The sequence below is a fragment of the Tritonibacter mobilis genome (assembly GCF_001681715.1).
Taxonomy (GTDB): domain Bacteria; phylum Pseudomonadota; class Alphaproteobacteria; order Rhodobacterales; family Rhodobacteraceae; genus Epibacterium; species Epibacterium mobile.
Map to the genome: position 1 here is coordinate 205,621 of NZ_LNWY01000016.1, position 24,813 is coordinate 230,433.

Annotated in this window: 24 protein-coding genes and 1 riboswitch; of the genes, 16 read left to right on the top strand and 8 right to left on the bottom strand. The window is 57.5% G+C overall.

Going from position 1 to position 24,813, the window contains the following annotated elements:
• Positions 1–61: 61 nt before the first annotated feature.
• Positions 62–196: riboswitch (FMN riboswitch) on the bottom strand.
• Positions 197–330: 134 nt separating this feature from the next.
• Positions 331–2,502 (bottom strand): esterase-like activity of phytase family protein, encoded by a 2,172-nt coding sequence (locus UB90_RS16535; RefSeq protein WP_204161349.1) that lies wholly within the window; start codon positions 2,500–2,502, stop codon positions 331–333.
• A 37-nt stretch (positions 2,503–2,539) separates the two neighbouring features.
• Between UB90_RS16535 and UB90_RS16540 the strand changes: the two genes are divergently transcribed.
• Positions 2,540–3,103: a globin gene (locus UB90_RS16540; protein WP_227512061.1), complete on the top strand. Its 564-nt coding sequence runs from the start codon at positions 2,540–2,542 to the stop codon at positions 3,101–3,103.
• Positions 3,104–3,113: 10 nt separating this feature from the next.
• Here the strand turns inward: UB90_RS16540 and UB90_RS16545 are convergent, their stop codons facing one another.
• On the bottom strand, positions 3,114–4,586 hold the full coding sequence (locus UB90_RS16545) for an NAD-dependent succinate-semialdehyde dehydrogenase (protein WP_065324205.1): 1,473 nt from the start codon (positions 4,584–4,586) through the stop codon (positions 3,114–3,116).
• A gap of 103 nt (positions 4,587–4,689) precedes the next feature.
• Between UB90_RS16545 and UB90_RS16550 the strand changes: the two genes are divergently transcribed.
• The 3 genes from UB90_RS16550 (at position 4,690) to UB90_RS16560 (ending at position 7,672) form a co-directional block, all read left to right on the top strand.
• The gene (locus tag UB90_RS16550; RefSeq protein ID WP_065324206.1) at positions 4,690–5,475 is read left to right on the top strand and encodes an alpha/beta hydrolase; all 786 of its coding nucleotides are present in this window, start codon (positions 4,690–4,692) and stop codon (positions 5,473–5,475) included.
• Positions 5,476–5,653: 178 nt separating this feature from the next.
• Positions 5,654–6,862 (top strand): aminopeptidase P family protein, encoded by a 1,209-nt coding sequence (locus UB90_RS16555; protein WP_065324207.1) that lies wholly within the window; start codon positions 5,654–5,656, stop codon positions 6,860–6,862.
• Positions 6,863–7,030: 168 nt separating this feature from the next.
• Positions 7,031–7,672 carry a DUF1523 family protein gene (locus tag UB90_RS16560; RefSeq protein ID WP_065324208.1) on the top strand — a complete coding sequence of 214 codons (642 nt, stop codon included), beginning with the start codon at positions 7,031–7,033 and terminating at the stop codon, positions 7,670–7,672.
• A gap of 32 nt (positions 7,673–7,704) precedes the next feature.
• On the opposite strand, the gene UB90_RS16565 is transcribed toward UB90_RS16560, so the two are convergent.
• Complete coding sequence (locus tag UB90_RS16565; protein ID WP_065324209.1) at positions 7,705–9,282, bottom strand: DUF5928 domain-containing protein; 1,578 nt, start codon at positions 9,280–9,282, stop codon at positions 7,705–7,707.
• 138 nt (positions 9,283–9,420) lie between these two features.
• Between UB90_RS16565 and UB90_RS16570 the strand changes: the two genes are divergently transcribed.
• A complete protein-coding gene (locus UB90_RS16570) occupies positions 9,421–10,239 on the top strand; it encodes a sulfotransferase family protein (RefSeq protein WP_065324210.1) in 819 nt (272 codons plus the stop codon).
• A gap of 236 nt (positions 10,240–10,475) precedes the next feature.
• On the opposite strand, the gene ilvD is transcribed toward UB90_RS16570, so the two are convergent.
• Both ilvD and UB90_RS16580 read right to left on the bottom strand, forming a co-directional pair.
• Positions 10,476–12,320, bottom strand: a complete 1,845-nt coding sequence (gene ilvD / locus UB90_RS16575; protein WP_065324211.1) for a dihydroxy-acid dehydratase — start codon at positions 12,318–12,320, stop codon at positions 10,476–10,478.
• A 125-nt stretch (positions 12,321–12,445) separates the two neighbouring features.
• Positions 12,446–13,636: a benzoate/H(+) symporter BenE family transporter gene (locus tag UB90_RS16580; RefSeq protein WP_065324212.1), complete on the bottom strand. Its 1,191-nt coding sequence runs from the start codon at positions 13,634–13,636 to the stop codon at positions 12,446–12,448.
• Positions 13,637–13,777: 141 nt separating this feature from the next.
• Here UB90_RS16580 and UB90_RS16585 point away from each other — a divergent pair, with 141 nt between their 5' ends.
• From UB90_RS16585 to UB90_RS16605, 5 genes are all read left to right on the top strand, one after another.
• Complete coding sequence (locus tag UB90_RS16585) at positions 13,778–14,341, top strand: helix-turn-helix domain-containing protein (protein ID WP_009177349.1); 564 nt, start codon at positions 13,778–13,780, stop codon at positions 14,339–14,341.
• 74 nt (positions 14,342–14,415) lie between these two features.
• A complete protein-coding gene (locus tag UB90_RS16590) occupies positions 14,416–15,279 on the top strand; it encodes a DMT family transporter (protein ID WP_065324213.1) in 864 nt (287 codons plus the stop codon).
• 97 nt (positions 15,280–15,376) lie between these two features.
• Positions 15,377–15,853, top strand: coding sequence for an SsrA-binding protein SmpB (gene smpB / locus UB90_RS16595; protein ID WP_005644169.1), 477 nt, complete (start codon positions 15,377–15,379; stop codon positions 15,851–15,853).
• Positions 15,854–15,981: 128 nt separating this feature from the next.
• The gene (locus UB90_RS16600; RefSeq protein WP_065324214.1) at positions 15,982–16,353 is read left to right on the top strand and encodes a hypothetical protein; all 372 of its coding nucleotides are present in this window, start codon (positions 15,982–15,984) and stop codon (positions 16,351–16,353) included.
• Entirely contained in the window at positions 16,350–16,544 is a 195-nt protein-coding gene (locus UB90_RS16605) for a helix-turn-helix transcriptional regulator (protein ID WP_005644176.1), read from the top strand. Before UB90_RS16600 ends, UB90_RS16605 begins: the two co-directional genes overlap by 4 nt.
• A 66-nt stretch (positions 16,545–16,610) precedes the next feature.
• Here UB90_RS16605 and UB90_RS16610 read toward each other — a convergent pair whose 3' ends face one another.
• Both UB90_RS16610 and UB90_RS16615 read right to left on the bottom strand, forming a co-directional pair.
• Entirely contained in the window at positions 16,611–17,201 is a 591-nt protein-coding gene (locus UB90_RS16610) for an MlaC/ttg2D family ABC transporter substrate-binding protein (RefSeq protein ID WP_065324215.1), read from the bottom strand.
• Positions 17,202–17,204: 3 nt separating this feature from the next.
• Positions 17,205–17,966 (bottom strand): MlaA family lipoprotein, encoded by a 762-nt coding sequence (locus UB90_RS16615; protein ID WP_065324216.1) that lies wholly within the window; start codon positions 17,964–17,966, stop codon positions 17,205–17,207.
• 192 nt (positions 17,967–18,158) lie between these two features.
• On the opposite strand from UB90_RS16615, the gene UB90_RS16620 reads away from it, so the two are divergent.
• From UB90_RS16620 to UB90_RS16645, 6 genes are all read left to right on the top strand, one after another.
• Entirely contained in the window at positions 18,159–19,922 is a 1,764-nt protein-coding gene (locus UB90_RS16620) for a type I secretion system permease/ATPase (protein ID WP_065324217.1), read from the top strand.
• Positions 19,919–21,229 carry an HlyD family type I secretion periplasmic adaptor subunit gene (locus UB90_RS16625; RefSeq protein WP_065324218.1) on the top strand — a complete coding sequence of 437 codons (1,311 nt, stop codon included), beginning with the start codon at positions 19,919–19,921 and terminating at the stop codon, positions 21,227–21,229. The genes UB90_RS16620 and UB90_RS16625 overlap by 4 nt, the downstream gene beginning before the upstream one ends.
• Positions 21,230–21,341: 112 nt before the next feature.
• Entirely contained in the window at positions 21,342–21,803 is a 462-nt protein-coding gene (locus UB90_RS16630; RefSeq protein WP_065324219.1) for a RidA family protein, read from the top strand.
• 8 nt (positions 21,804–21,811) lie between these two features.
• Positions 21,812–22,213 carry a glycerophosphodiester phosphodiesterase family protein gene (locus tag UB90_RS16635; protein WP_065324220.1) on the top strand — a complete coding sequence of 134 codons (402 nt, stop codon included), beginning with the start codon at positions 21,812–21,814 and terminating at the stop codon, positions 22,211–22,213.
• Positions 22,214–22,260: 47 nt separating this feature from the next.
• Positions 22,261–23,448: a GNAT family N-acetyltransferase gene (locus tag UB90_RS16640; RefSeq protein WP_065324221.1), complete on the top strand. Its 1,188-nt coding sequence runs from the start codon at positions 22,261–22,263 to the stop codon at positions 23,446–23,448.
• Positions 23,445–23,738, top strand: a complete 294-nt coding sequence (locus UB90_RS16645) for a 4a-hydroxytetrahydrobiopterin dehydratase (protein ID WP_065324222.1) — start codon at positions 23,445–23,447, stop codon at positions 23,736–23,738. The genes UB90_RS16640 and UB90_RS16645 overlap by 4 nt, the downstream gene beginning before the upstream one ends.
• 186 nt (positions 23,739–23,924) lie before the next feature.
• Here the strand turns inward: UB90_RS16645 and UB90_RS16650 are convergent, their stop codons facing one another.
• A complete protein-coding gene (locus tag UB90_RS16650; RefSeq protein WP_065324223.1) occupies positions 23,925–24,794 on the bottom strand; it encodes a CHAD domain-containing protein in 870 nt (289 codons plus the stop codon).
• Positions 24,795–24,813: the final 19 nt, after the last annotated feature.

Genomic DNA, 24,813 nt, shown 5'->3' on the forward strand with positions numbered 1-24,813 from the left:
TGTGACCCAAGGCAGACGAACAGACCCGGTGCCGCCTCCTGATTGGGGGCGGTGCGGGGCTCTCCATTCTCTTCCATCCGGACTATGACCGTCGGCCCCGGAATTGCGCCGGGTCTGCTGACACCTTTGCAAAAGCAAAGGCCGCTCGTGGGCTGTGACCACCGGTAGGGAATTTCACCCTGCCCTGAGAATATCACCTCACTTTCATGAGGTGCCAAAGACATAGCTAAGCTGACCGGCAAAGAAAAGCATCCCGTGCATAACGTGAAAGAGGCCCCCGTTTGGAGGCCTCTTTGCGTGGTCGGAATGTCGGCTGAATGGGCGAGCGGGTTACTCGACCTTGAAGGACCAGAACATGGTCTCGCCAGAGCTGTCATCGACGCCGTCGTTGTCGGTGGCAACCCATGCGGTGCCATCTGCCATGATAGCCAGCCCCTCGACCTTATCGAGGACATAACCGCCGGTGGATTTCAGATCGGGCAGCAGGTCGCGGACCTCTTCCTTGGTCACGACAGGCAACTCGCCACCGAGCGGAGCAGGGGTCATTTCAGACAGGGCAACGCGGTAGATCTTCTTGGTGACTGCGCGATCATCGTGCTGGTTGTCACGCTCGACGATGTAGACATAGTCGCCATGTGCCACGATCTCGGACAGACCGACCCAACCGGTTGCTGGCTCAGTCTTGGGATAATGAACCGCTCCCCACTCTTTGGTTTCCAGGTTGTAGGACACCAGTTTTACAAGGTTTTTGGGGTCGTCTTTCCACTCACGCTGCACCGGCATCCAAAGCGTGTTGCCAACCTTGGTGATGCCTTCGAACCCAAAGCGTTTTTCCACCGCTTGCAGTTTTGCCGGGATGGTGATTTCGCCTTTGTTGGTCTTGATCAGACCATCAGCGCTGACGTGATAGATCGCATGTGGAATGGCACGCTCCGTGCGGCCTTCGGACGCCACGTAAAAGCCGCCCTTGCCGTCCAATGTGATGCCTTCGAGGTCGAGCTTTTGAGCGGCATCGCCATTGGCGCGGTGGATGCGGATCACATCGGTGATGCGCGCCGGGGTCTGCGACGGGTCGATTTTAAAGATGGAGGGCTGGAAGCCATAGAAGCTGTCGTTGACAGCCCAGATCATGCCGTCTTCATCGGCGACCATGCCCGAGATTGCACCCCAGCCGATCAATTCATCAGCGCCCGCAGAGGTCAGATGCGGATAGACCGGCGCGCCATCCTGACGTTCGAACAGCATCACATGCGCCCGCGCGCCGCCATCCTCAATGAGGTCTTTTTCATTAGCGGAGACCAGCAGGCCGCGCTCTGGAATAGTGACATAGCCCTCGGGGCCGGTGCCCGACGGGAGCAGCTGGGTCAGAACCGGGTTGGCCGGGTCGGTCACGTCATAGACCCCCACGACCGAGGCGCGCTCGGCTCCGACAAAGACATAGGGCGTGCCGTCGAATTCGGCGAAGGTCACGGATTCAGGTTCCACGCCTTTGGCATCGGAACGTTTGTCCGGATAGTGGCCGATCTGAATGATGGCATGTTCGAAATCGACGCCGGAATCGTACACGAGCGTGCCATCTTTGTTGAAGATGCTCCAGCCACGCGAGCCGCCGTTGTAATCGCCTTCGTTGGCGATGGCGAAATGCTCATCATCAATCCATGTCACCGCATCGGGTTCGCGCAGGCGGCCCTGCTGGCTCTCGGTGAAGATCAGCGCGCCGCGCTCATCCGTGGCGTCGATCCCGTCGAGATCAACAGACCCGGCGGAGAAATGGTTCAGGATCTCTCCCTCTTTGGAGACAACGACCAGATGGTTGTTTTCCTGCAAGGTCACCACGGTTTCGCCAAGGCCGTTGATCGAAACATACTCGGGCTCGGGGTCGGACCCGGCGATGTCAGCAAGCCCGGTCAGGTCGACCATCTTCATGCTGGAGCAATCAAGGCCACCTTCGGTGGTGTTGACCATCACCAGATTGCCCGCTGGCATCTGCGGGATGACGCCGTCGTTCAGGTCCTCGTCGCGTTCATTTTCGATCGCGATAGACAGGAAGGAACCGTCTTTGGCCTTGGCAACAGAGTCCGGCTGACCGCCGAGATCGCAGGAGGCAAGTTCCTTGCCGGTGGTCGTGTCAAAGGCCATGAACTGGCCGGAGGGCTGGGTGTAGCTCTCGGAGGTGTTGACGCCCACATAGGCGATGGTGCCGATGACCGCGACAGAGGTCGGCTCACCCGGCAGAGCGATGTTGCCCTTAGGGATCGGGCTGGCGGCGTCGGTAATGTCGATCATGCCGAGTACCCCGAGCGGGCTGTCGGTATAAACCAGTGTCATGCCATCTGCAGTGACGTCGATGATCTCTGGCGAGCTTTCACGGGTTTGGTCGTCGCCTTCGGCCATGTTCTTGATGACGGGGAAGGACGCGATCCGGTTAAAGGATTTTTCAGCCTGCGCCAAACCAGCGGTCAGCGCGAGGGCAGAAGTCAGGCACACAAGGCGCAGGGACATCGGCAGCTCCTGTTGGAATTGTTGCAATGCCTTGGCCATGCCGATCCTGTGCAAAGTATTTGCGACGGTTTTCTGTAAATTTAATGACGCATGCATAAGTCCGCATTTACGAAGTTTCGGTACTGTTCCTGACAATACGCTGCAAAAACCAACTCTGCCGGGGTGTGCGATGGGGATAGCCATACTGCATCAAATTGATGCTCAACTGGTCAAAGGAAGCTTCAGGCAGGTTTTTGCGCACAAGGCTGCGCTCACGGATAAATTCTACGAGTACCTGTTTCTGGAAATGCCTGACACCAAGGCCATGTTCACCGGTGACTTCTCTCATCAGAAAGAGATGTTTGCCAGCGTGCTGGCAGCGGGTGTGCGCAGTCTTGGTCAAGACGCGGAATTGTTAGCGCTGATTGAACGCTTGCTGTTGCGCCACAGGCATCTGGGCCTGACCTCTGGGCATATGTATATGGCGCAAAGGGCGCTGCTGTTGGCGTTCCGCGAGGTGATGGGGCCGCATTTAACCGCAGCCGAGGTGTCTGCATGGGGGGCGGCGATCCGCCGTCTCTGTCAGACCTTGGCGGCGGGGATCGACACCCCCGCCACTTGAATACCTGTCCTCAGACGGACATGCAGAGGTATTTCATCTCGAGATAATCCTCAATGCCGTGGTGGCTGCCCTCACGTCCCAAGCCGGATTGTTTAACGCCACCGAAGGGCGCCATCTCAGTTGAGATGATCCCGGTGTTGATACCGACGATGCCATATTCCAGCGCCTCTGCGACCTTGTACACACGGCTCAGATCCTTGGCGTAGAAATAGGATGCGAGGCCAAAGATGGTGTCATTTGCCATCTCAATCACCTCGTCTTCGGTCTCAAACTTAAAGAGCGGTGCAAGCGGGCCAAATGTCTCGTCCTGAGCGAAGGCCATTTCAGGTGTTGCTCCGGTTACGATGGTTGGCTCAAAGAAAGTTCCGCCGAGTTCGGATGGATTGCCGCCAAGGATCACCTCCGCGCCCTTGTCCTTGGCATCCGCAATATGATCCTCGACTTTTTTGACCGCCGCGTCAGAGATCAGTGGGCCGAATTGGATGCCATCTTCAAGACCGTCACCGACCTTCATGGCGGCAACTTTTTCTTTCAGCTTGGCGGCAAAGGCATCATAGATCCCCGCCTGCACGTAGATCCGGTTGGCGCAGACGCAGGTTTGGCCATTGTTGCGGAATTTGCACATAATCGCGCCTTCGACTGCCGCGTCGAGGTCGGCGTCATCAAAGACGATAAAGGGTGCGTTGCCACCCAATTCCATCGAACATTTCATCACCTGATCTGCAGCTTGTCGCAGCAGAATACGGCCGACATTGGTGGAGCCAGTGAACGTCAGCTTGCGCACAATCGGGTTTTCGCAGAATTCCTTGCCAATGCCCGATGCATCGGATGCGGGAATGACATTGAACACACCTGCGGGGATGCCGGCACGCTCTGCCAAGACAGCCAGTGCTGTTGCTGAGAGCGGTGTCTCCGACGCCGGACGCGCCACAAAGGCACACCCTGCGGCGAGCGCTGGGCCAGCCTTGCGGGTGATCATGGCATTGGGAAAATTCCATGGTGTGATAGAGGCCGCAACGCCAATCGGCTGCTTGATGACCGTGATGCGTTTGTCACGTTGGTGACCGGGAATGGTCTCGCCGTAGACGCGCTTGGCTTCTTCGGCAAAGAACTCGATGAAGGATGCGCCATAAGCGATCTCACCGCGTGCCTCGGCCAGAGGTTTTCCCATCTCCGCAGTCAGGATTACGGCGAGGTCTTCTTGGTTCTCCATCATCAGATCAAACCATTTGCGCAGAACGCCAGCACGCTCTTTGCCGGTCCATTTCGCCCACTCTTTCTGAGCCGTATTGGCGGCTGCAATCGCCTCGCGGGCCTGCATGCGGCTCACGTCCGCCACCTGCGCGATCACGTCACCACGCGCCGGGTTTGCCACTGCGAAAGTGCCCTCGCCAGCCACGAACGCGCCGTTGATATAGGCACGCTCTTCCAGAAGGCTTGGATCCTTTAGAAGGGATTTCAGATCAGTTGTTGCGTCGAGCATGGGTTCCTCCGCAGATTCAGGTCTCGCAAATCAAAAGCAGTTGCGCCTAATGTTGTCCAGTGACAGCGATAAGTCTAGAAAATTAACACGTTAAGGGAATGTGATGGAACTCGACGACGCCTATGCAAACGGAGCCTATATCGAAGGAGCCGCAGACTACCCCCCGCGCTGGGCGGCCTCAGCCGAAGATTTCCGCAATAGCCTGCAAGAGCGGGCGCGACTGGACATCGCTTACGGTACAGGGGCGCGTCATAAATTCGATTTATTCCTGCCAGAAGGCGAGCCTGTAGGGGTGTTCGTTTTTGTGCATGGCGGCTATTGGCTTGCCTTTGATAAATCCAGTTGGTCGCATCTTGCTGTCGGTGCGCTCGAAAAGGGCTGGGCGGTGGCGATGCCGTCTTATGATCTTTGCCCGGATGTGCGCATTCCTGAGATCACGCAACAGATCGCGCAGGCGGTTCAGGCAGCGGCCAAAGAAATCGATGGCCCGATTGTACTGGCAGGGCATTCGGCGGGCGGACATCTGGTTGCACGGATGCTCGATAAGTCAGTCCTGCCTGAGGCGGTCGGGAGCCGGATTCGAACCGTCGTGCCCATTTCGCCATTGTCGGATTTACGACCTTTGCTGCGCACCTCAATGAACGAGAAGTTCAAGATGGATGCGGAGGAAGCCGCAGCTGAGAGCCCGGTAGAGATGCAAGACCGCTATGAGGCGAATGTGACGGTCTGGGTTGGTGGGGCGGAACGGCCTGCCTTCCTTGATCAGGCGATCTGGCTGGTGGAGGCATGGGAAGCGGATCACGTCATTGCCTTTGAAAAACACCATTTCAACGTGATCGAACCGCTCGCAGATCCTGAGAGCGATCTCGTCGCGGTGATTACGGGCTAATCATATGCCCTGCCCGGACCGTCGTTCGGGCAGGGCAAAAAAACCTTGCCGCATCGGTGATTTCATCCCATCATCAGTGCGGAACCAGCGATGGCGTCGCGCGTGGGGTGACCACGGGTTTCACATTCCAAACAACATCCTGAACGCCGGGATCTTCTTGTCAAAAGGAGGGTCCAGCATGACTGCTCGTCCTGAAATGTATCGCTTTCACAATGGTGAGAAAGCGCCGTTGCAATTTGCCGTGGCGGAGTATGAAGCGCGCATCGCGCATCTGCGCAGTATCATGTCTGAACTGGGAGTAGAGGCTGCGGTTTTTACGTCCATGCATAATATTTCCTACTACTCGGGCTTTACCTATTGTTCCTTTGGGCGGCCCTATGGGCTGGTTGTGACGGCGGATCAGGCGGTAACCATCAGTGCCGGGATTGACGCGGGCCAACCCTGGCGGCGGTCGTTTTGCGACAACATCACCTATACTGACTGGCAGCGAGACAACTTCTGGCGCGCGATCCTGTCGGTGACGGGTGCCGCGCAAGTGGTGGGATATGAAAGTGACCATCTCACACTGCTTCAACGTGGTAAGCTGGAGCACTTCCTTTCTCCGAAGCAGACTGTCGATCTCTATGAAGCCACTATGCAGCAGCGGATGCATAAGTCTTTGGCCGAGCTGGAAATCATCCGGGCCGGGGCGGCTGTTGCCGATGTGGGCGGGTTTGCCATTCGCGATGCGGTCAAAGCGGGCGTGCGCGAGATTGACGTGGCCATGGCGGGCCGGGACGCGATGGAGATGGAAATCGCCAAACGGTTTCCAGACGCCGAGTATCGCGACACATGGGTGTGGTTCCAGTCTGGTTTGAACACTGACGGTGCACATAATCCGGTGACAGCACGTCAGTTGCTGCGCGGCGATATCCTGTCGCTGAACACCTTCCCCATGATCTCTGGGTACTACACCGCGTTGGAGCGGACGATGTTTGTCCAGGAAGTCGACGCTGACAGCCTGAAGATCTGGGAAGCCAATGTTGCGGCCCATGAATACGGCATGTCGCTGCTGAAGCCAGGGGCGAGCTGCGCTGAGATCACCAATTCGATCAACGGTTTCTTCGAGGAACGCGACCTCTTGCAACACCGCACCTTCGGCTATGGGCATTCTTTTGGTGTTCTGTCGCATTACTACGGTCGCGAAGCTGGGCTGGAACTGCGTGAAGATATCGACACGGTACTGGAGCCCGGCATGGTGATCTCGATGGAGCCGATGCTGACAATTGCCGCTGATCAGCCCGGTGCAGGTGGCTACCGTGAGCACGACATTCTCATCATCACCGAAGATGGCAATGAGAACATCACGAAATACCCCTATGGCCCTGAATTTAACGTTGTCGGCTGACCTGCGATAAAACCCTTGACCGGCCCGCGTATGACTTGCATCCAGCGCGGGCCGGTGCGCAACTGGGGTTTCACCCACGGCACCGCGAATAATTCGCCCTAAATCATTGTTTCGGGAGGCCGGATGCCCGACATTGGATAGAGTGGCTCAGCGTGTGAAGGGGGCGAAATGGCCTATGTGAAGTGGATTTTCATTCTGATCTTCTGGCTCTTTGTCGGAGGCTTCCTGCACTACACGTTGCCGCAGTATGACGTGGTCCGCATCGTTAACACCTATGAAGAGCGCAAAGAGCTTGGTGATTGGACGCGGATGTTCTGGTCGACCCCGGACACTCAGAGCAGTGGTCTGTCCAATCGGGATGTTCAGTTCATTCAGGCCGTGCGCCCCAATGGCAAAGCGATCGTGTACCGCAATGAAGACACCGGCTGGAACTGGCCGCCTTATTTCAAGTTCGACACTGCGAACCTCTATACAGAGGCCAATGATGCGATCTCTACCAAGGATGACCCGGAATGGGTGCGTATCATGCATTATGGCTGGCGCAGCGAGTTGCTCTCGTCCTTTCCGAACGCGATATCCATCTCTGCTGCGGCAGGGCCGGATGACAAGCCGATCAACTGGATCTCCATCACCATACTTGTGTTGCTGGCAGCAATCTTCTGGGCCATTTTCGTGCGCCTGCGCCGTTTCAAACGCAACCGTCTGGACCCGATGTTTGAGAATGTTGAGGATGGGTTCTATGCAGCCGGAGACGCCATTGACGACCGCACGCGCGGCGTGCGGCGCTGGTTTGGGCGTAAATCCAAATAGCCCCTTGGCGCTCTGCCTTATGTGGTGAGTGCTCAATCAGCAAATAGATGTGGCGTGCGCACGACCTCGAAAGCGGTGTCCATCGGCACGTCGAGAAACTGCGCAACCGCACTTGCGTTGTCTTTTTCAAAGGCGCGCTCGGCCACCGCCCAGTGACGCTCAAACCCGGCATCACGGATCTGGTCGACCTCATTGCTGATATCGTTGCGGATCGCGGGCAGCAGCCGCTCCAGCGTGGCTTTGGCCGCATGTTCCCCCGCGAGTCCGACCCGATGCGCGTGTCCGATCAGATAGTCATCGGCGAACTCACAATCGATCCGCAACAGGCGCGTGTGTGAGCGATCGGAGAAAAAGTCATGCATCAGATCCAGTGCGGATGGATCCAGACAGATGATCATGCGATCTGTTTCAAAGTAGTCAAACAACATGCGCACCAAAGCGCGCCGATGCCGGGTGCGTTTGGCCAACGTGCGTTGGATGCCACCAAGATCAGGAAGCGGCGTGCTCTCCTCGTGAAAGAGGTACTCAATCGCTGGGGTGTTGGTAAGTTTTCGGATTTGCTCAAGCATGCGTTTGGCGACGTGCCATTTCTTGCAAGTGAGGATCAGCAATTCCCGCTCGCGTCCCAAACTGCTCTCTGTTTCCCAGAACCGCGAGGCAAAGCGCTGCCCCGTGCGGCCGCGTTCTGACAGGAATTTATAAAGGTTGCGCCCCTCATTGGAGATCTTGAACTCTACATCGCGCGCGGCATAAAGGCGCCCGAGGCGGGTTTTGAGTTCTTTTGCATCCGGGCTGATCTTACGCGCGAACAGGAAATCCTGCCCCAAGAGTAGATCGTAGTGATCATTGTAGAAGGTCACCGGCATGCCGTAGTCGCTGAACATCAAAAACGTCAGCGTCCGGCATTCTATTTCGTTCTCTGGGATCAGGTGACGGACAAGGGTTTGAAAAAAAGTCTCGTCGGGGATCCACGTGGTGGAGAAAAACCGCATCACATCCCGGCGCTTACGCGTCATGGACAGAACCGCCTCAACGGTGCGACGACGCAGGCACCACCATTGACTGCCGATCTGAACCTGAATGTCATTGGGAACATCGCGAGTCAGGTTCAGCTTCTTCTGCAGCTCATAGGATGCATAGAACAGTTGTTTTTGCGTGCGTTCGTTGAAGTAATGGCGATAGATCAGCCGGTCGTCCTTCATACCGGTCTTGATCCAGTCGCTTTCAAAGAAATCAAAGCTCTCGATGAAGTCTTTGTCATGTTGGTCAAGAAACGCACGCGCATATTCGGCGGTCTTGATGGCCATACAGTCACCGGACAACATGTAAAAATGTGTCGCACGCGGGAATTCGTCCACTGCCGCCTGCAATGCGTTGAGCGTGGCGCGTACCAGTGACCACTCCCCCCACCCACATTTCACCCGACGCTTTGCGAAGGTCACATTGGGATTGTCACAAAGCGCAGCACGTATGGTGCGGAAATCGCGTGCTCTGGCGCGGGCATCAAAGTGGATTGCCATGAAATCGCCAGTCGCAGTCAGCCGGTTGGCCTGCTGAATGATGGCCTCCGGATCCTTGTGGCAGAGCAGAATATAGGCGATTTTTGCCATAGTTGGGATGCAATAGCCTGTTTTATCGAACTGTTTCCTTGATAAAGTGGAACTAGGACTGAATAAACCAGATTGTTCTGCATTTACGAACAGATCGGGCATTCTTGCCCCAAGAGAGACGCAGGGGACGTTTAAGAGATGGGATTTCCGGGCACTTGGATGACCGAGAGCGAGAGCGTGGTGTACCGCGTGGTGCCAAAATGCGCGTGCTCCACCATCGGCCAGATCATGTTCTATTCAGACCACGGGCGCTTTTTTGATGGCGATATCCACGACTCGACTGCCGGGTTGCACAAGTGGGCGCAAGAGGAAAGCAAGCCTCTGATCCAGTCGAATGTGACATCTCACAGCGCCTATGCCTTCACCTGCGTGCGAAACCCCTACACGCGGATACTCAGTTCGTTTTTCGACAAGATTTGCGGCATCCAACGCAATGGGCGGCGCTATCGCGGTAATTTGGTGCCCCAGCTGGTCTATGAATACGGGATCGAGGTGGGTGGCGAAGACGGCAAGCAAGAGTTTGACCAAATCAAGAGTTTTCGGCGTTTCCTGCTTTTTGCACGCGATACCATCCGCTGGCGCCGACCGATGGATCCGGACATCCACTGGTCCGCGGCGTCGGGTCACGTGTCGACTTTCATTGTGAACGGCGGGCGCTACGACAAGGTGGTGTGGACAGAGAACTTCAACGACGGCATGCAGGATGTGCTCGATGCGATTGAGACGCCGCATAAGGTAGATCTGGCGTCGATTCCGCGGTTCAATGAGAGTGAGGGTCACGGTCCCAAACGGGCGCATCCGGTCGAGGATTACTTCGACGATCTGTCGATGCATCTGGTTTATGAGATCTACAAGCGTGACTTTGAGGTTTTCAAATATGATTTTGAGAACCCAGCCAACAAAATGCCCATCGGTGAGATCGACCTCGAAGAGCTGCACGCCAAATTGGGCGATTGATTAAAGTCTCAGAGGCGGGTGTGCTCCCGCCTGTCCGGCGATCATTGAAATGATCTGGTCCAGTTGGGCCCAGCGCCGGGCTGACGCCCGGCGTGCGCTTTGTGGCCACTCGACGCTTTCGCAGATCAAGCGGGGTGCTGGTCTCGCACCGGCAGCGCAGGGGAGGCAGCCCAAATCAATAAGGCCCCTACGCGGAGATCGCGAGGGGCCTTTTGTGTAGCATCAAAGGGGCGCGCTTACTCGTCTTCGGGCACCTGGCGTACCGCACCTTTGGCGGCCGAGGTGGCAAGCATCGCATAGGCTTTGAGCGCCGTGGACACCTTGCGCTTGCGCTTCGCTGCGGGCTTCCAGCCTTTTTCATCCTGCGCGGCACGACGCGCGGCCAAAGTGGCCTCATCCACCGCCAGATGGATCGAACGGTTGGGGATGTCGATTTCAATGGTGTCGCCATGCTCGACCAGACCGATGGTGCCGCCTTCGGCAGCTTCTGGCGAGACATGCCCGATCGAGAGGCCGGAGGTGCCGCCGGAGAAGCGCCCATCCGTGAGCAAGGCGCATTCTTTGCCGAGTCCTTTGGATTTCAAATAGGACGTCGGGTAGAGCATCTCCTGCATGCCCGGTCCACCGCGCGGCCCCTCGTAGCGGATCACCACCACGTCGCCCGCGCTGACCTTGCCGGTCAGGATGTCATTGACCGCCTGATCCTGGCTTTCGCAAACATAGGCGGTGCCGGTGAATTTCAGGATTGAGGCATCCACACCGGCGGTTTTCACGATGCAGCCATCCAGCGCGATGTTGCCGAACAGCACGGCAAGACCACCGTCCTGACTGAAGGCATGTTCTTTAGCGCGGATGACGCCGCCCTTACGGTCGGTGTCGAGGTCCTTGAACCGATTGGCCTGACTGAAGGCTTGCGTGGTGCGCACACCACCGGGAGCGGCCTTGAACAGCTCTTCGGCCTCCGGGTTGTTGGCGACGGCAATATCCCATTTGGCGATGGCACTGCCCATGGTCGGGCTGTGCACGGTCGAGACGTCGTTATGCAGCAGATCGGCGCGGCTCAATTCGCCAAGGATCGAGAAGATCCCACCGGCGCGGTGAACGTCCTCCATATGGACGTTCTCAATATTGGGCGCGACCTTGCACAGGCACGGCACCTTGCGGCTGAGGCGGTCGATGTCCTGCATTGTGAAGTCCACCTTGCCCTCGTGTGCAATCGCGAGGAGGTGCAGTACGGTGTTGGTGGAACCACCCATGGCGATATCGAGGCTCATGGCGTTCTCGAAGGCTTCAAAGGTGGCGATTTCGCGTGGCAGCAAGCCCTTTTCGTCCTGCTCATAGTGGCGCTTGGTGATCTCGACGATCTTGCGCCCAGCCTCAAGGAACAGATTTTTCCGGTCCGCGTGAGTTGCCAGTGTGGAGCCATTGCCCGGCAGCGCCAGACCCAGAGCCTCAGCTAGGCAGTTCATCGAGTTCGCGGTGAACATGCCCGAGCAGGAGCCGCAGGTGGGGCAGGCGTTTTCCTCGATATGCAGCACCTCTTCGTCGGTGAGCTTGTCACTGGCGGCGGCCACCATCGCATCGACGAGGTCAACCTTTTTCGCATCGAGGGATTCGATGTCGATCTTGCCCGCTTCCATCGGGCCACCGGAGACGAAGATCACCGGAATGTTGAGGCGCATAGCCGCCATCATCATGCCCGGCGTGATCTTATCGCAGTTGGAGATGCAGACCATGGCGTCGGCGCAATGGGCGTTGACCATGTATTCGACGGAGTCGGCAATCACCTCGCGAGAGGGCAGCGAGTAGAGCATCCCATCGTGGCCCATGGCGATGCCGTCATCGACCGCGATGGTGTTGAATTCCTTAGCCACACCGCCTGCGGCTTCGACCTCGCGGGCGACCATCTGGCCGAGATCCTTGAGGTGGACGTGGCCGGGCACAAACTGGGTGAAGGAGTTCACGATCGCGATGATCGGCTTGCCAAAGTCGCTCTCGGTCATGCCGGTGGCGCGCCAGAGGCCGCGTGCGCCCGCCATATTGCGACCGTGGGTGGAGGTTCTTGATCGGTACATCGGCATAATGCTGGTTCCCTATATTTTTGCCCACAGGGACACTATTCGCGCAGTAAAGGCAACATGTCGGGGCGGGTTGTGGTCACGAAATTGCTCTTGAGGCTGGGATTTCGTGGATTTGCGAAAGATGATCAGGGTGCGGGGCGGGCGCGTACGGTTTGAGGTTCCGATGGATTGAACAGGTGATTCACCGCAAGTCCCATCAGCAAGGCCCAGAACGGAGCACCAATTCCAAAGAAACTGACACCCGAGACGGTCATCATGAAGGTGATCAGAGCCGCCTCGCGCCCCCGGCTGTCTGACAGCGCAGCGGAGAGGCTGTTGCCAATGGTAGACAAGAGCGCAAGTCCGGCCACCGTGGCGATCAACGCTTTGGGCGCAATCAGGAACAGGCTGATGACCGTTGCGCCGCCGAGACCCACGAGGCAGTATAGCACACCCGCAACCACGCTGGAGAGATAGCGGCTCTTGGGGTCGTCATCCGCCTCCGGTCCAGCACAGATCGCGGCGGTGATGGCGGCGAGATTGAAAGCAAAGCCGCCAAAGGGGGCAAGGAGCAGCGATGCCAGTCCGGTCACGGTCAGACTGGCGGACACCGGCGGCGTGTAGCCTGCACCGCGCAAGGTCACCACGCCGGGCATGTTCTGCGAGCACATAGTGACAATATAGAGGGGCAGCCCCACGCCGATAAGAACAGGGAGCGAGAACGCGGGTGCGACAAATTCCGGCATGCTGATGCTGAGATCAAGGGCCTCCAGATCGCCAAACGACCCCGCAAAACCGGCCCACAAGCAGCCAGCCACCAGCACGGCGGGAATGGTGTAGCGGGGAAACATGACCCGGCCAGCGAGGAAGGTGGCCCCCATGATGCCCACCAGAGCTGCATCCTCGCCAAGCGCTGCAAAGGCCGAAAGCCCAAATTGGAACAGGATCCCGGCCAGAAGGGCATTGGCCAGCGCGTCCGGGATCAGCCGAGCCAAACGCTCGAACCAACCGGTGAGGCCAGTGAGTGTCAGCAACGCGCCGCAAAACAGAAACGCTCCCACCGCTTCGGAGATCGGAACGCCGTTTAAGCCAGTGGCCAAGAGGGCGGCACCGGGTGTCGACCAGGCGGTGAGGATCGGCATCCGAAACCACAGCGACAGGATCAGACTGGTCAGCCCCATTCCGAGCCCCAGAACCACCAGCCAGCTATTGGCCTGTGCCTGTGTCGCGCCCACTGCCTCGATGGCCTGAAAGATGATCGCGACGGAACTCGTATAGCCCACCAGCACCACGATTGCTCCCGCAGCAAGATGGGAGAGTTTTAATCTGCTCAGCATGCGGGTTTTCCTCGGGCGGTGGCTGGGGTAGGTGTTGTGCGTTATAGCGCACACTACAATCCGTGCGCTATAACGCACAAGTCTTTTTTGGAGTAGCTTTCGAGCGGTGGAATCTTGGCCACTCGAACCAGAGGGAGTGGCATGAGCGACGAAAGCATCACGTTGAACTTGCGGGACATTCGCGCATCTGCGGGGTTGAGCCTGTCACGTGCCGCCGAGATCACCGGCGTCAGCAAGGCCATGCTGGGGCAGATCGAGCGTGGCGAATCAAGCCCGACGATCGCCACGCTCTGGAAGATCGCCAAAGGGTTTCACTTACCGCTGACGGCCCTGATCGAAGAGAGTACGCGCCCCTCGGGGATGAGCGGCGAGGTCTATCGCACGGTGCAGTTTCCCGGCAGTATCTCGGTCAAGATCGTCTTTCCCTTTGATCCACAGCTTGGGGCGGAGACGTTTCATGTCAGCCTGAAACCCGGCCAAAGCCATGAATCGCAGCCTCACGACAGCGGCGTGACCGAAGAGGTCTTTGTGCTGGAGGGCAGAATGGAAGTGCTGCGGGGCGGCGATTGGGTTGCGTTGGAGCCGGGGCAGGGGCTGAGGTTTGCAGCTGACCAGCCGCATGGATACCGAAGCCTTGAAACCGGTGCGGCCTTCCTGAACATGCATCACTATCGAAACGCGGGCCTGTTCCGCGCGGCAGATTGACGCCGCGGGCTTGTTCTTTGCCCACTCACACGGCTACCACTGGCGATAAGATCATTCATTTTCGGGATTTTTTTATGGATCGGGACACCCTGCGTGGCAGCCTTTTGATGGCGCTGGCGATGGCTGCTTTTGCGGTTGAGGATATGATCATCAAATCGGTAGCGGGCGCGATGCCAACGGGGCAGGTGCTGATCTTCTTTGGTCTGGGCGGCATGGCGATCTTTGCCGTGGTGGCGCGTGCGCAAGGTTCCACCCTCTGGCATCCGGGGTTTTGCACGCGCCCGCTGTTGTGGCGCTGTGTGGCCGAGGTTTCGGGACGGCTGTTTTTCACGCTGGCGATCGTGCTCGCACCGTTGTCTTTAGCCTCGGCCATATTGCAGGCCACGCCACTTGTGGTCACCGCCGGGGCGGTTGTCTTTTTTGGCGAGACGGTGGGGTGGCGGCGCTGGCTTGCGATCTGTCTTGGATTCGTCGGTGTATTGATGATTTTGCGTCCGGGAATGAGCGGCTTTGAAGCGACGTCGCTTTTGGCCGTTGCGGGTATGCTTGGGTTTGCGGGGCGTGATTTGGCGACACGTGCAGCGCCCAAGACCATGAGCAACGCACAACTGGGCATTTTTGGCTTTGCGATGCTGGTGATTGCAGGGGCAATCCTGTTGATCTGGACCGGTGGCGCGGTCTGGCCCTCTGCGGGGCAGAGCGGCGCGCTTGCTGCGGCGGTGATTGTGGGCGTGTTGGCCTATATGGCGCTCACTGGCGCGATGCGGACGGGGGAAATTTCCGTCGTTGCGCCGTTTCGCTACACACGTCTGGTGTTTGCCATGGCGCTGGGCGTCATGGTGTTTGGCGAACGCCCGGATCTGATGACAATCCTCGGGTCTGTCGTTGTGGTCGCCAGTGGTATTTTCACGCTGCTAAGAAGCCAGAAGAGCGCATGAGAACGGCGATTAATTCTGGCGTTTGCAGCACAGGTTGTCTGCTTTGTGCATCAGGTGATCTTGCACGTGGATGCAGGGCGACTTACATCTGCGCCCCATGGCTCAACAAAAGACAGACCCGAACTACAAAGTCATAGCTGAAAATCGCCGTGCGCGGTTCGACTATGCTATCGAGCAGGATCTCGAATGCGGCATCGTGCTCGAAGGGTCCGAGGTCAAATCCCTGCGTGCGGGGGGCTCCAATATCGCGGAGTCCTATGCTGCGGTAGAGGAGGGAGAGCTTTGGCTCGTGAACTCCTACATTGCGCCCTACGAACAGGCTAAAGTCTTTAAACATGACGAACGCCGCCGCCGTAAGCTATTGGTGTCGCGCAAGGAAATGGCCAACCTGTGGAATGCGACGCAGCGCAAAGGCATGACGCTTGTGCCGCTGGTTCTGTATTTCAACCATCGCGGCATGGCGAAAATTAAGATCGGCATCGCCAAAGGTAAGAAGAACCACGACAAACGCGAGGCGCAAGCCAAGCGAGATTGGTCACGGCAAAAGCAGCGTTTGCTCAAAGACCACGGCTGACCCCCATAAGCCCGCTTCGCAACGCTCGCCATATCGGCGGGCGTTTTGTTTGGTGATGGTATGTACAGGGTGCTTGACATTGCTTGGCGCCTCACCTCATGTAAAGGGTGTTTTACATGAGGTGAGATATGCTCAAATATGTTTCTCTGCTTTGTCTAGGTTTGATCGCCTATGCAGGGGTTTTGGTGGCAGCCCAGCTGCGTCTGGCGCAGGTCATTGATGACGGCGCGATCGAGGTTCTGCTGTCTGTGCTTCCAATGCTGCCTGCGCTCTTTATTTGTTGGGTGGTGGTGACAGGTATCCGCGACATGGATGAGCTGCAGCGCAAAGTGCAGTTTGAGGCTCTGGCTCTCGCATTTGCGGGCACCGCGCTGATCACGTTTACCTATGGTTTTCTTGAGGGCGCCGGGTTTCCAAAGCTCTCAATGTTCGTAGTCTGGCCGCTGATGGCCGGGCTTTGGGTGATCGGCGTCATGATGGGGCGATTGCGGTACGGATGAAAAACAACATCCAAGAGTTGCGCCAAATAGCGGGTTGGTCGCAAGCGGAGCTGGCCAAGCGGCTGAATGTGTCGCGCCAGACCGTGAATGCGTTAGAGCGCGGGCGCTATGACCCCAGCCTGCCGCTTGCCTTTGCCATTGCGCAGTTGTTTGAGCGCCAAATTGAGCAAGTTTTTCAGCCAGATACATAACTCACAATAAAAAACGCCCCGGAGAAGATGTCTTTCTTCCGGGGCGTTTCCAATGCTTGGTAATGATCAGCTGAGCTTTTTCAGGTCCGCGATCATCTTGTCGATGTCGCCACCGTTGCGGTCGATCATCGCGCCAATTTCGGTGCGTTCGGTCAACAGAAGGTTCACGCCTTCGATGAACATGTTGAAGAACAGATCCTTGCCGGAGCGGTCCGAGACGTGGAATGTGACCTCGAACGGGGATTGCCCACGCAGGTAGGCTACGCAGGAGACCTCGTACCACTTTTTGACTTTCTTGACGCCAGTGACCTCAAGGCGGCCACCGATGAACTCCCGAAAGCGGCTGCCGTACTTGCGAGCCATGTACCCCTGAAATGCATCGGAGAAGGCACGTTTTTGCGCGCTAGAGGCACGCCGTGCGTCTACTCCCATCGCGTAGGCCGCGATATAGGAGGTATCGCTGTAGCGCTGGAAGATGCGCTCAAAATCGCCATACATGGAGCGCTCCGACTTGCCGGAGGCGATCACTTTGTTGATGTCGGCAACGAGATTGTTGATCAGAGCCGATGCAGAGCTTTCGTTCAGAGCGAAGGCAGGCAAAGCAGCGACGGATGCGCCAATCGCACCAAGCGAAGCGAGGAATTTACGGCGAATCATGGTTTAGAACCCTCCGGTGTCTAGTTCGAACGGATCGATCTCGGAATTGACATCTTCCTGCCCCAGCTCGAACCGGCGGTTTTGCAGATAGATCTGTCGGCCCTGCGCGTAGCTGTCTGCGCTCTCGTAGAGAATCGAATCGATCGTGTCGGAATATGTACCGCGATTGCCAAGCTGATCCACGATCTCGGCTGGGATCTGCAGGTCTTCGGCGGGATTGTTCTCAAACTGGCTAAGCGGGTTGGTGAAAAAGTCCACAACGATGCCAACCGCGTCGCGCGTGGTGGAGGGGCCGTAGGCAGGCAGTTCTACATAGGCCCCTTCACCGGCACCCCAAATATGCAAGGTCTCGCCAAAGTCAGTGCGTGCTTCTGGCATTTTGAAATCTGACGCTGGATCACCAAGGCCACCGATCCCGAGCACGGTGTTTATCGCAAAACGTCCCAAGGCCTGCCCTGCGCCCTTTATATTGCCTTGCAGCAAGTAGTTGACGGCATCACCTGGTTTGGAGAGGTTCTCGGCAAAATTGCCAAATGCAGTGACCATATCGGGCGGAACGACAGCTACATACCCTTTGGATGCGGGGCGGAACGCATAGCGGTCCAGCCCTTTGTTGAACTGATGAATGGATCGGTTGGTTTTCTCATAGGGATCGAAGATCTCTCCGGCAGCCTTTGCTGCAGGGTCCTGTGTTGCACAGGCCGAGGTCAGGACCGCCACAGAGAGGGTCATCGCGATCACGGGTTTTTTCAACAGGGCAATCATGTCTACCAATTCAGTTCTAACTGGCGCCGGGGGTCACGCTTCCTAGGGTCACTTAACAATCTCTGTGACACTTCCCAGCCCGCATCACAGCAAAGCCAGATAATGTGACAGATATAGAACAGATTCCAGACACTCTTTGAAAAGAGTTTCCAGACTTTATAAGGGAGCACAGGCGCGTTCTACTGGGACGATATGAACAATAAATTTACAAACGCGGGACGAGAAGAGCTTTTGGCAGTACGTCGCCAGAGCCGCAGTCTCTACTGGACGGTCGCGCTGTTTAGCGCATTTGTGAACATACTGATGCTCACCGGGCCGCTCTACATGATGCAGGTCTATGACCGGGTGCTGGGCAGTCGGTCAGAGGCCACATTGCTGGCGCTCTCGCTCCTGGTGATTTTTCTCTACGGGATGATGGGGCTTTTGGATGCGGTGCGCGGGCGTATCATGCGCCGGGTCGCTGCGCGCTTTCAGTCTGCCTTGGATCGACGGGTTTTTGACGCCATGATCCGCCGTTCTGCAGCTGCGAATGATCCAGAGGCGCAAACCGGGCTGAACGATTTGGAGAGCATCCAGAAACTGATTGCGTCTCCGGGTGTAATGGCTGCGTTTGACTTGCCGTGGACACCGATCTTTCTTGCCGGGATTGCCCTCTTCCACCCTTGGCTCGGGTGGCTCGCGATTGGTGGCGGAAGCGTATTGATCGCGATTGCACTTCTCAACCAGTTGCTGAGCACTGCACCCAGCAAGGAGGCCATGATGAGCAGTCATCAGGCGATGTTGCAATCCGAGGAAATCCGCACCGAGGCCGAGATGATCCAAGCCATGGGAATGCGCGAAGCTGCGTTTCAGCGCTGGCGGCAGGCACGGGGCAAGGCGCTTGCAGACAATATGGTTGCCTCAGATGTCACCGGAACCTTTAGTACGGTCACCAAGACTTTGCGTCTGTTTCTGCAATCGGCCATGCTGGGCCTAGGGGCCTACCTGACGCTTGAGGGCGAAGTAAGTGCTGGCGCTATGATTGCAGGTTCAATTCTCTTAGGGCGCGCGCTTTCACCGATTGAAGTCGGTTTGGGCCAATGGCCGTTGGTTCAACGCGCGCGCAAGGGCTGGCAGAACCTTGAAACGCTATTGACCAAAACCCCGCCAGAGCCAGAGCGCACCTCCTTGCCGAAACCACGTGCAATACTGGATGTCGAAGCCATCGCAGCCACTGCACCGGGTGAAAACCGTCCTTTGCTGCGCAATGTGACATTTCGGGTTGAGCCGGGCGAGGCCGTTGGCGTGATTGGCCCGTCGGGTTCAGGAAAGTCGACCCTTGCGCGTGTTCTGACAGGTGCGTGGCGGGCTGCGGCAGGCACTGTGCGCCTTGATGGGGCGTCTTTGTCGCAATATGACCCGGCAGTGCTTGGGCATCATATCGGTTACCTGCCTCAACGGGTTGAGCTGTTTGACGGCACCATCGCACAGAACATCGCGCGCTTGGCCTCCGCACCGGATGCCGATGCGGTCGTGGAAGCTGCCAAAGCGGCTGCGGCGCATGATATGATCGTTAAACTACCCGAGGGATACGACACGCCTGTGCGTTCTGGGGGCGGGCGGCTCTCGGGGGGGCAGATGCAGCGTATCGGGCTTGCCCGCGCTCTTTATGGTGACCCGGTCATCCTGATCCTTGACGAGCCGAATTCCAATCTCGATAACGACGGCTCCGTGGCGCTAAACAATGCGATCAAGCGCCTAAAATCGCAGGGAAAATCCGTGCTGATTATGGCCCACCGCCCGGCTGCCATTCAGGAATGCGATAAGATCTTAGTTATCGAACAGGGAAAAATGGCGGCCTTTGGACCCAAGGATGAGGTGCTTCGCAAAATGGTGGCCAATCACCGCGACATCCAGCAGGCGGGCGGCCCACGTACTGCGCGAGGCGCACCGGCGGTGAAGGGAAACACGCCATGAGCCAGCCGCAAAACAACACGTGGTCCGTACGCGGCACGCTTATCGTCGGCGTGCTCGGCATTCTCGTTCTGCTCGGTGGATTTGGGTCATGGGCCGTTCTTTCCAATATTGCAGGTGCGGTCGTTGCCTCTGGTCAGATTGAGGTCGATCGCAACCGACAAGTGGTTCAACACATCGATGGCGGTGTGGTTGAGGAAATCCTTGTGGATGAAGGTGATCTGGTCACCGCCGGTCAAACCCTGTTGCGGCTGGATGCGGTGGATTTGCGTTCACAGCTGACGATCACCGAGGGGCAGCTTTTTGAAATGATGGCCCGGCGCGGCAGGCTCGAAGCGGAGCGCGATGAGGTCGATACCATCAGTTTTGACACCGAGTTGCTGGACCTCGCCAGCCAACGCCCTGAGGTCGCCGAGTTGGTGGAGGGTCAGGACCGCCTGTTTCGTGCCCGCGGCGAGTCGGTACGCCGCGAAGTGGAGCAGCTGGAAAAGCGCGCGGTTCAGATCGAAGATCAGATCAAAGGTGTCCTGGCGCAACAAGAAGCGACGCGCGAACAGTTGCTTTTGATCGATGAAGAATTGACCAATCAGCAATCCTTGTTGGACCGCGGTCTGGCACAGGCCTCTGTGGTTTTGAATCTGCGGCGCAATCAGGCCAACCTGCAAGGCACGCTTGGCGAGTTGATCGCAACAGAAGCGCAGGCCCGAGGACGGATTACCGAACTGGAGATTGAGACACTCAAACTCAGCACGCAACGCCGCGAAGAGGCGATCACGCGTCTGCGGGATTTGCGGTACAAAGAGCTGGAGTTGATCGAAAAACGCCGGTCACTGATTGACCGCTTGGGGCGTCTGGACATCACGGCACCTGTCTCTGGCGTCGTCTATGGCATGAGTGTCCGAACACCGCGCTCGGTGATCCGGCCCGCCGATCCGGTGCTTTATCTGGTCCCACAGGATCGACCATTGGTTATTGCTGCGCGGGTTGCCCCGACAGATATCGATCAGATTCATGTGGGGCAGGCGGTTTCAATCCGACTACCCGCTTTGGATCAGCGCCAGACGCCTGAGCTTTTTGGGACGGTCACGTTATTTTCTGCGGACGCCTTTCGCGATGAGGGGACAGGCGTATCCTACTATCGTGCGGAGATTGAGCTGAACGAGGGCCAAATGGAACGACTGCCGCAGGGCACGGTCCTTATACCGGGCATGCCGGTGGACAGTTTCATTCGTACGGCTGATCGCTCGCCACTCGCCTATCTGGTGAAGCCGCTCGCTGACTACTTTGTGAAGGCATTCCGTGAAAGTTGACCAGGGGTGATCAAAGGCACCCAAAGGGGTCGCATTTGCCTCTTTTCCGGCGGGGGCTTCCCCTGTAGCGTCCGCCACAACAAAAGACGGACACTCACACAGGAGCCCTCCCATGAGCATTGATGCGAAACTGCAGTCCCTTGGCCTCACCTTGCCTGATGCCCCGGCTCCGGCGGCGAACTACGTGCCCTTCGTGGTGTCTGGCAATATGGTCTATGTGTCCGGTCAAATTTCGGCTGATGAGAACGGCCTGATCACTGGCTGTCTTGGCGACGATCTTGATGTGGAAGCGGGGCAGGCGGCTGCAAAACGCTGTGCCTTGTCGCTGTTGGCGCAGGTTAAAGCCGCCTGTGGTGGTGATCTCAGCAAGCTCAAACGTGTGGTCAAACTGGGGGCCTTTGTGAACTCCACCGCCGACTTCACCCAGCAGCCGCAGGTGGTGAATGGCGCTTCTGATCTTCTCGTCAAAATTCTGGGTGACGCGGGTCGCCATGCTCGCTCCGCCGTGAGTTCACCGTCACTGCCGCTTGGTGTTGCGGTCGAGATTGACGGCGTCTTTGAGATCGAAGGCTAATTTTCGTCATGTCAGGCCCGCGCCTGCCCGCGGCTTTCTTGCAGCGCCCGATCACGCATCGCGCGCTGCATGGTTTGCGCGAAAAATGTCCCGAGAACAGCCGCGCGGCCGTTCGCGCAGCCATCAAGGTGGAGTACGGGATTGAAATCGATCTGCAAGTGTCTGCGGACTGGCGGGCGATGGTCTTTCACGATGACGAGTTGCGCGACCTCCCAGATTTTGAACGTGTAGGCGCCAGCTTCATCGATCACGAGGCCAGTGGCGTGACGCGAGGCCGCGTTCAGTCTGTTTGGCACCATGGGGTGCCGGTTCGCAGCTGGACCTCGCGCTCGCCTGAGCAAGAAGCTGAGGTTGCAGCTCTGGTTGATAACGTGACCTTTGAAAATTATCTTTCTGCCTTCGGTGCTTGATCAGATGAAACCTGCGCCCAAATAGAACTTAGGCGACGAGGGGTGGCATGGATCAGGCGCAAATCGAAATCCAAGTGTTCAGCAGCTTGTCGCAAATCGCGGCATCTGATTGGGACGCCTGCGCCTGCCCCGAGGCATCAGACGGCGCGCGACCGCTTGATCCTTTTACGACGCATCGCTTCCTGCATGCTCTTGAGGCAAGCGGGTCTGTGGGGCGCGGCACTGGCTGGCAGCCTCAATATTTGACCTGCCATCTGGACGGGCAGTTGATTGCCTGCGCACCGCTTTATGTCAAAGGGCACAGTCAGGGCGAATATATCTTCGACCATAGCTGGGCCCATGCCTACGAGCAGGCGGGAGGGCGCTATTACCCGAAATTGCAGATCGCGGTGCCCTTTACACCTGCAACCGGGCGGCGGTTTCTTGTGCGCCCCGGCTATGAGGAAATCGGTGTCTCGGGATTAATTCAGGGCGCGGTGCAACTGGCGTCTGACAACCAGATCTCTTCTCTACATGTCACCTTCTGTACCAAAGCTGAGGCAGAGATCGGGAAACAGATCGGGTTGATGCCGCGTTACACCCAGCAGTTTCATTGGCTGAACGATGGCTATGAAGGATTTGAAGATTTTTTGTCAGCGCTCTCATCGCGCAAGCGAAAGAATATCCGCAAGGAACGAAAGAAGGCTCAAGAGTTTGGTGGTACAATCGAAACTTACACTGGTGCGGATTTGCGCCCGGAACATTGGGATGCGTTCTGGACGTTCTATCAGGACACCGGCAGCCGCAAATGGGGCTCACCCTATCTGACGCGAGCATTTTTCGACATCGCGCATGACACCATGGCGGATGATATAGCGTTGGTTCTGGCAGAACGTGATGGCGTACCGGTTGCGGGTGCATTGAACTTTATCGGCGCAAAGACACTGTATGGCCGCTACTGGGGCTGCACAGAGCATCACCCCTGCCTGCATTTCGAACTGTGCTACTATCAGGCAATCGACCTTGCTATCGAGATGGGGCTTGAGCGCGTGGAGGCCGGGGCGCAGGGTGAGCACAAATTGGCGCGCGGCTATTTGCCAACAGAAACGTATAGTTTGCATTGGGTGGCTGATCCCGGCTTTCGCGCCGCTATCGAACAATATCTGGATGCGGAACGTGCAGCAGTGGATGAGGAGATCGAAATCCTCACCAGTTACGGCCCGTTCAAAAAGACTGAAGTGGAGGAACAGGAATGACCGAAAAACTCTCCGAGGAAACCCGCGGGCCTTTGTTGAAACCTTTGTTCGACACCGGGTGGGAACTGGTCGAGGGCCGAGATGCAATCCGCAAGACTTTCAAGTTTGGGGATTTTGTCGAAGCCTTCGCTTTTATGACAAAAGCGGCAATCTGGGCAGAGAAATGGAACCATCATCCTGAGTGGAGCAATATCTACAATAAGGTGACGGTCCTGCTTACGACCCATGATGTCGAGGGTCTAAGCGCGCTGGATGCGAAGCTCGCCCGAAAAATGGACGGATTGATCTAAGCGGAATTGGAATGAGGTTTTGCGCTGCGCATGGCGCATCGCGAGGGGGCGGGGGCCGCGCCAAAGGCGCGGCCCCCGCCCGGCCCAACGCTTTTGGAGCAGCCTTTGGCTGTTCCTGAAAAGGGGCGGGAGCGCAGCCGTTCTGGCCGCAACAACGGCATGCGCGCGGTGCTGGGGAGTTAGCTGTTAATGCAGTGGCAAGCCGACCGTGGCGCGCCACAACTTTTGCAAACGCTTGTGATCGAGCCCTACTGCGGCTTCCTTGGCTTTGATCAGTTCTTGCGCGATATGACGCTCGGCAGAGCCTTCTTCCATATCATGCATCAGGTCTTCGAGCCGATCCCGCACCGCACTTGCGTCCCGTGCTGCGACCATAGAATCCAGAAGCTTTTTCAATTGCTTGAGAAAAGCTTTGGTCTTTTTAGACGCAAACATCGACTGGGTGAATTCGGCTGTTGCGCGCAGTTTGCGCAGGCTTTTGCGGAAGCTGTCGCGCGCTTGGCTATCCAGCCGCTTCAGTGTCTCGCCATGTTTAAGCGCCTGATTGAGCCTGAGTTCCAGCGTCTCAATGCACAGGCTTTCCAGCTTTTCACGGCTCTGTGCAGCCGGCCGCCAGAAATCCGGATCGCTCATCTCACGTCCGCGCGCCATCAGGTCACGGACCCGTTCACCGTCGAGCAGCGCCCGCAACTGGGTACGTTCGCTCTTGATGCGGGCAAGCACGCGTTCCTCAAGCGCCCGCAGCGCATCATTTTCAGGCAAGGCTACCCGGGCGGGCGTAAGAGTGTCCTGCCAAAGCAGATAGAAATCCCGCAGTCGCGTGACCTCAACGGCCAGCCAGCGTGCCTCGTCCAACAGTGCCTTGTTGTGATCTGGCGGCAGCATTGGTCGAAACAATGTCAACCCGCTGCGCAGCCGCCTGAGCGCCACGCGCAACGCCTGCGCACTATCAAAGGAATCATCCCGCGCCACAAAGGCGCGAGCGGCATCGATTTCGTCCATGACCTCCGCCATGATGAGGGCGGGGTGGTTCGCAGAGTGGTGCGCGTCAGTCATTCGTCTTCGTTCAAGGCCT

Bases quoted from the DNA above. Each gene is read 5' to 3' on its own strand.
- UB90_RS16535 (WP_204161349.1), bottom strand. From the start codon at position 2,502: ATGTCCCTGCGCCTTGTGTGCCTGACTTCTGCCCTCGCGCTGACCGCT.
- UB90_RS16540 (WP_227512061.1), top strand. From the start codon at position 2,540: ATGCCGATCCTGTGCAAAGTATTTGCGACGGTTTTCTGTAAATTTAAT.
- UB90_RS16545 (WP_065324205.1), bottom strand. From the start codon at position 4,586: ATGCTCGACGCAACAACTGATCTGAAATCCCTTCTAAAGGATCCAAGC.
- UB90_RS16550 (WP_065324206.1), top strand. From the start codon at position 4,690: ATGGAACTCGACGACGCCTATGCAAACGGAGCCTATATCGAAGGAGCC.
- UB90_RS16555 (WP_065324207.1), top strand. From the start codon at position 5,654: ATGACTGCTCGTCCTGAAATGTATCGCTTTCACAATGGTGAGAAAGCG.
- UB90_RS16560 (WP_065324208.1), top strand. From the start codon at position 7,031: ATGGCCTATGTGAAGTGGATTTTCATTCTGATCTTCTGGCTCTTTGTC.
- UB90_RS16565 (WP_065324209.1), bottom strand. From the start codon at position 9,282: ATGGCAAAAATCGCCTATATTCTGCTCTGCCACAAGGATCCGGAGGCC.
- UB90_RS16570 (WP_065324210.1), top strand. From the start codon at position 9,421: ATGGGATTTCCGGGCACTTGGATGACCGAGAGCGAGAGCGTGGTGTAC.
- ilvD (WP_065324211.1), bottom strand. From the start codon at position 12,320: ATGCCGATGTACCGATCAAGAACCTCCACCCACGGTCGCAATATGGCG.
- UB90_RS16580 (WP_065324212.1), bottom strand. From the start codon at position 13,636: ATGCTGAGCAGATTAAAACTCTCCCATCTTGCTGCGGGAGCAATCGTG.
- UB90_RS16585 (WP_009177349.1), top strand. From the start codon at position 13,778: ATGAGCGACGAAAGCATCACGTTGAACTTGCGGGACATTCGCGCATCT.
- UB90_RS16590 (WP_065324213.1), top strand. From the start codon at position 14,416: ATGGATCGGGACACCCTGCGTGGCAGCCTTTTGATGGCGCTGGCGATG.
- smpB (WP_005644169.1), top strand. From the start codon at position 15,377: ATGGCTCAACAAAAGACAGACCCGAACTACAAAGTCATAGCTGAAAAT.
- UB90_RS16600 (WP_065324214.1), top strand. From the start codon at position 15,982: ATGCTCAAATATGTTTCTCTGCTTTGTCTAGGTTTGATCGCCTATGCA.
- UB90_RS16605 (WP_005644176.1), top strand. From the start codon at position 16,350: ATGAAAAACAACATCCAAGAGTTGCGCCAAATAGCGGGTTGGTCGCAA.
- UB90_RS16610 (WP_065324215.1), bottom strand. From the start codon at position 17,201: ATGATTCGCCGTAAATTCCTCGCTTCGCTTGGTGCGATTGGCGCATCC.
- UB90_RS16615 (WP_065324216.1), bottom strand. From the start codon at position 17,966: ATGATTGCCCTGTTGAAAAAACCCGTGATCGCGATGACCCTCTCTGTG.
- UB90_RS16620 (WP_065324217.1), top strand. From the start codon at position 18,159: ATGAACAATAAATTTACAAACGCGGGACGAGAAGAGCTTTTGGCAGTA.
- UB90_RS16625 (WP_065324218.1), top strand. From the start codon at position 19,919: ATGAGCCAGCCGCAAAACAACACGTGGTCCGTACGCGGCACGCTTATC.
- UB90_RS16630 (WP_065324219.1), top strand. From the start codon at position 21,342: ATGAGCATTGATGCGAAACTGCAGTCCCTTGGCCTCACCTTGCCTGAT.
- UB90_RS16635 (WP_065324220.1), top strand. From the start codon at position 21,812: ATGTCAGGCCCGCGCCTGCCCGCGGCTTTCTTGCAGCGCCCGATCACG.
- UB90_RS16640 (WP_065324221.1), top strand. From the start codon at position 22,261: ATGGATCAGGCGCAAATCGAAATCCAAGTGTTCAGCAGCTTGTCGCAA.
- UB90_RS16645 (WP_065324222.1), top strand. From the start codon at position 23,445: ATGACCGAAAAACTCTCCGAGGAAACCCGCGGGCCTTTGTTGAAACCT.
- UB90_RS16650 (WP_065324223.1), bottom strand. From the start codon at position 24,794: ATGACTGACGCGCACCACTCTGCGAACCACCCCGCCCTCATCATGGCG.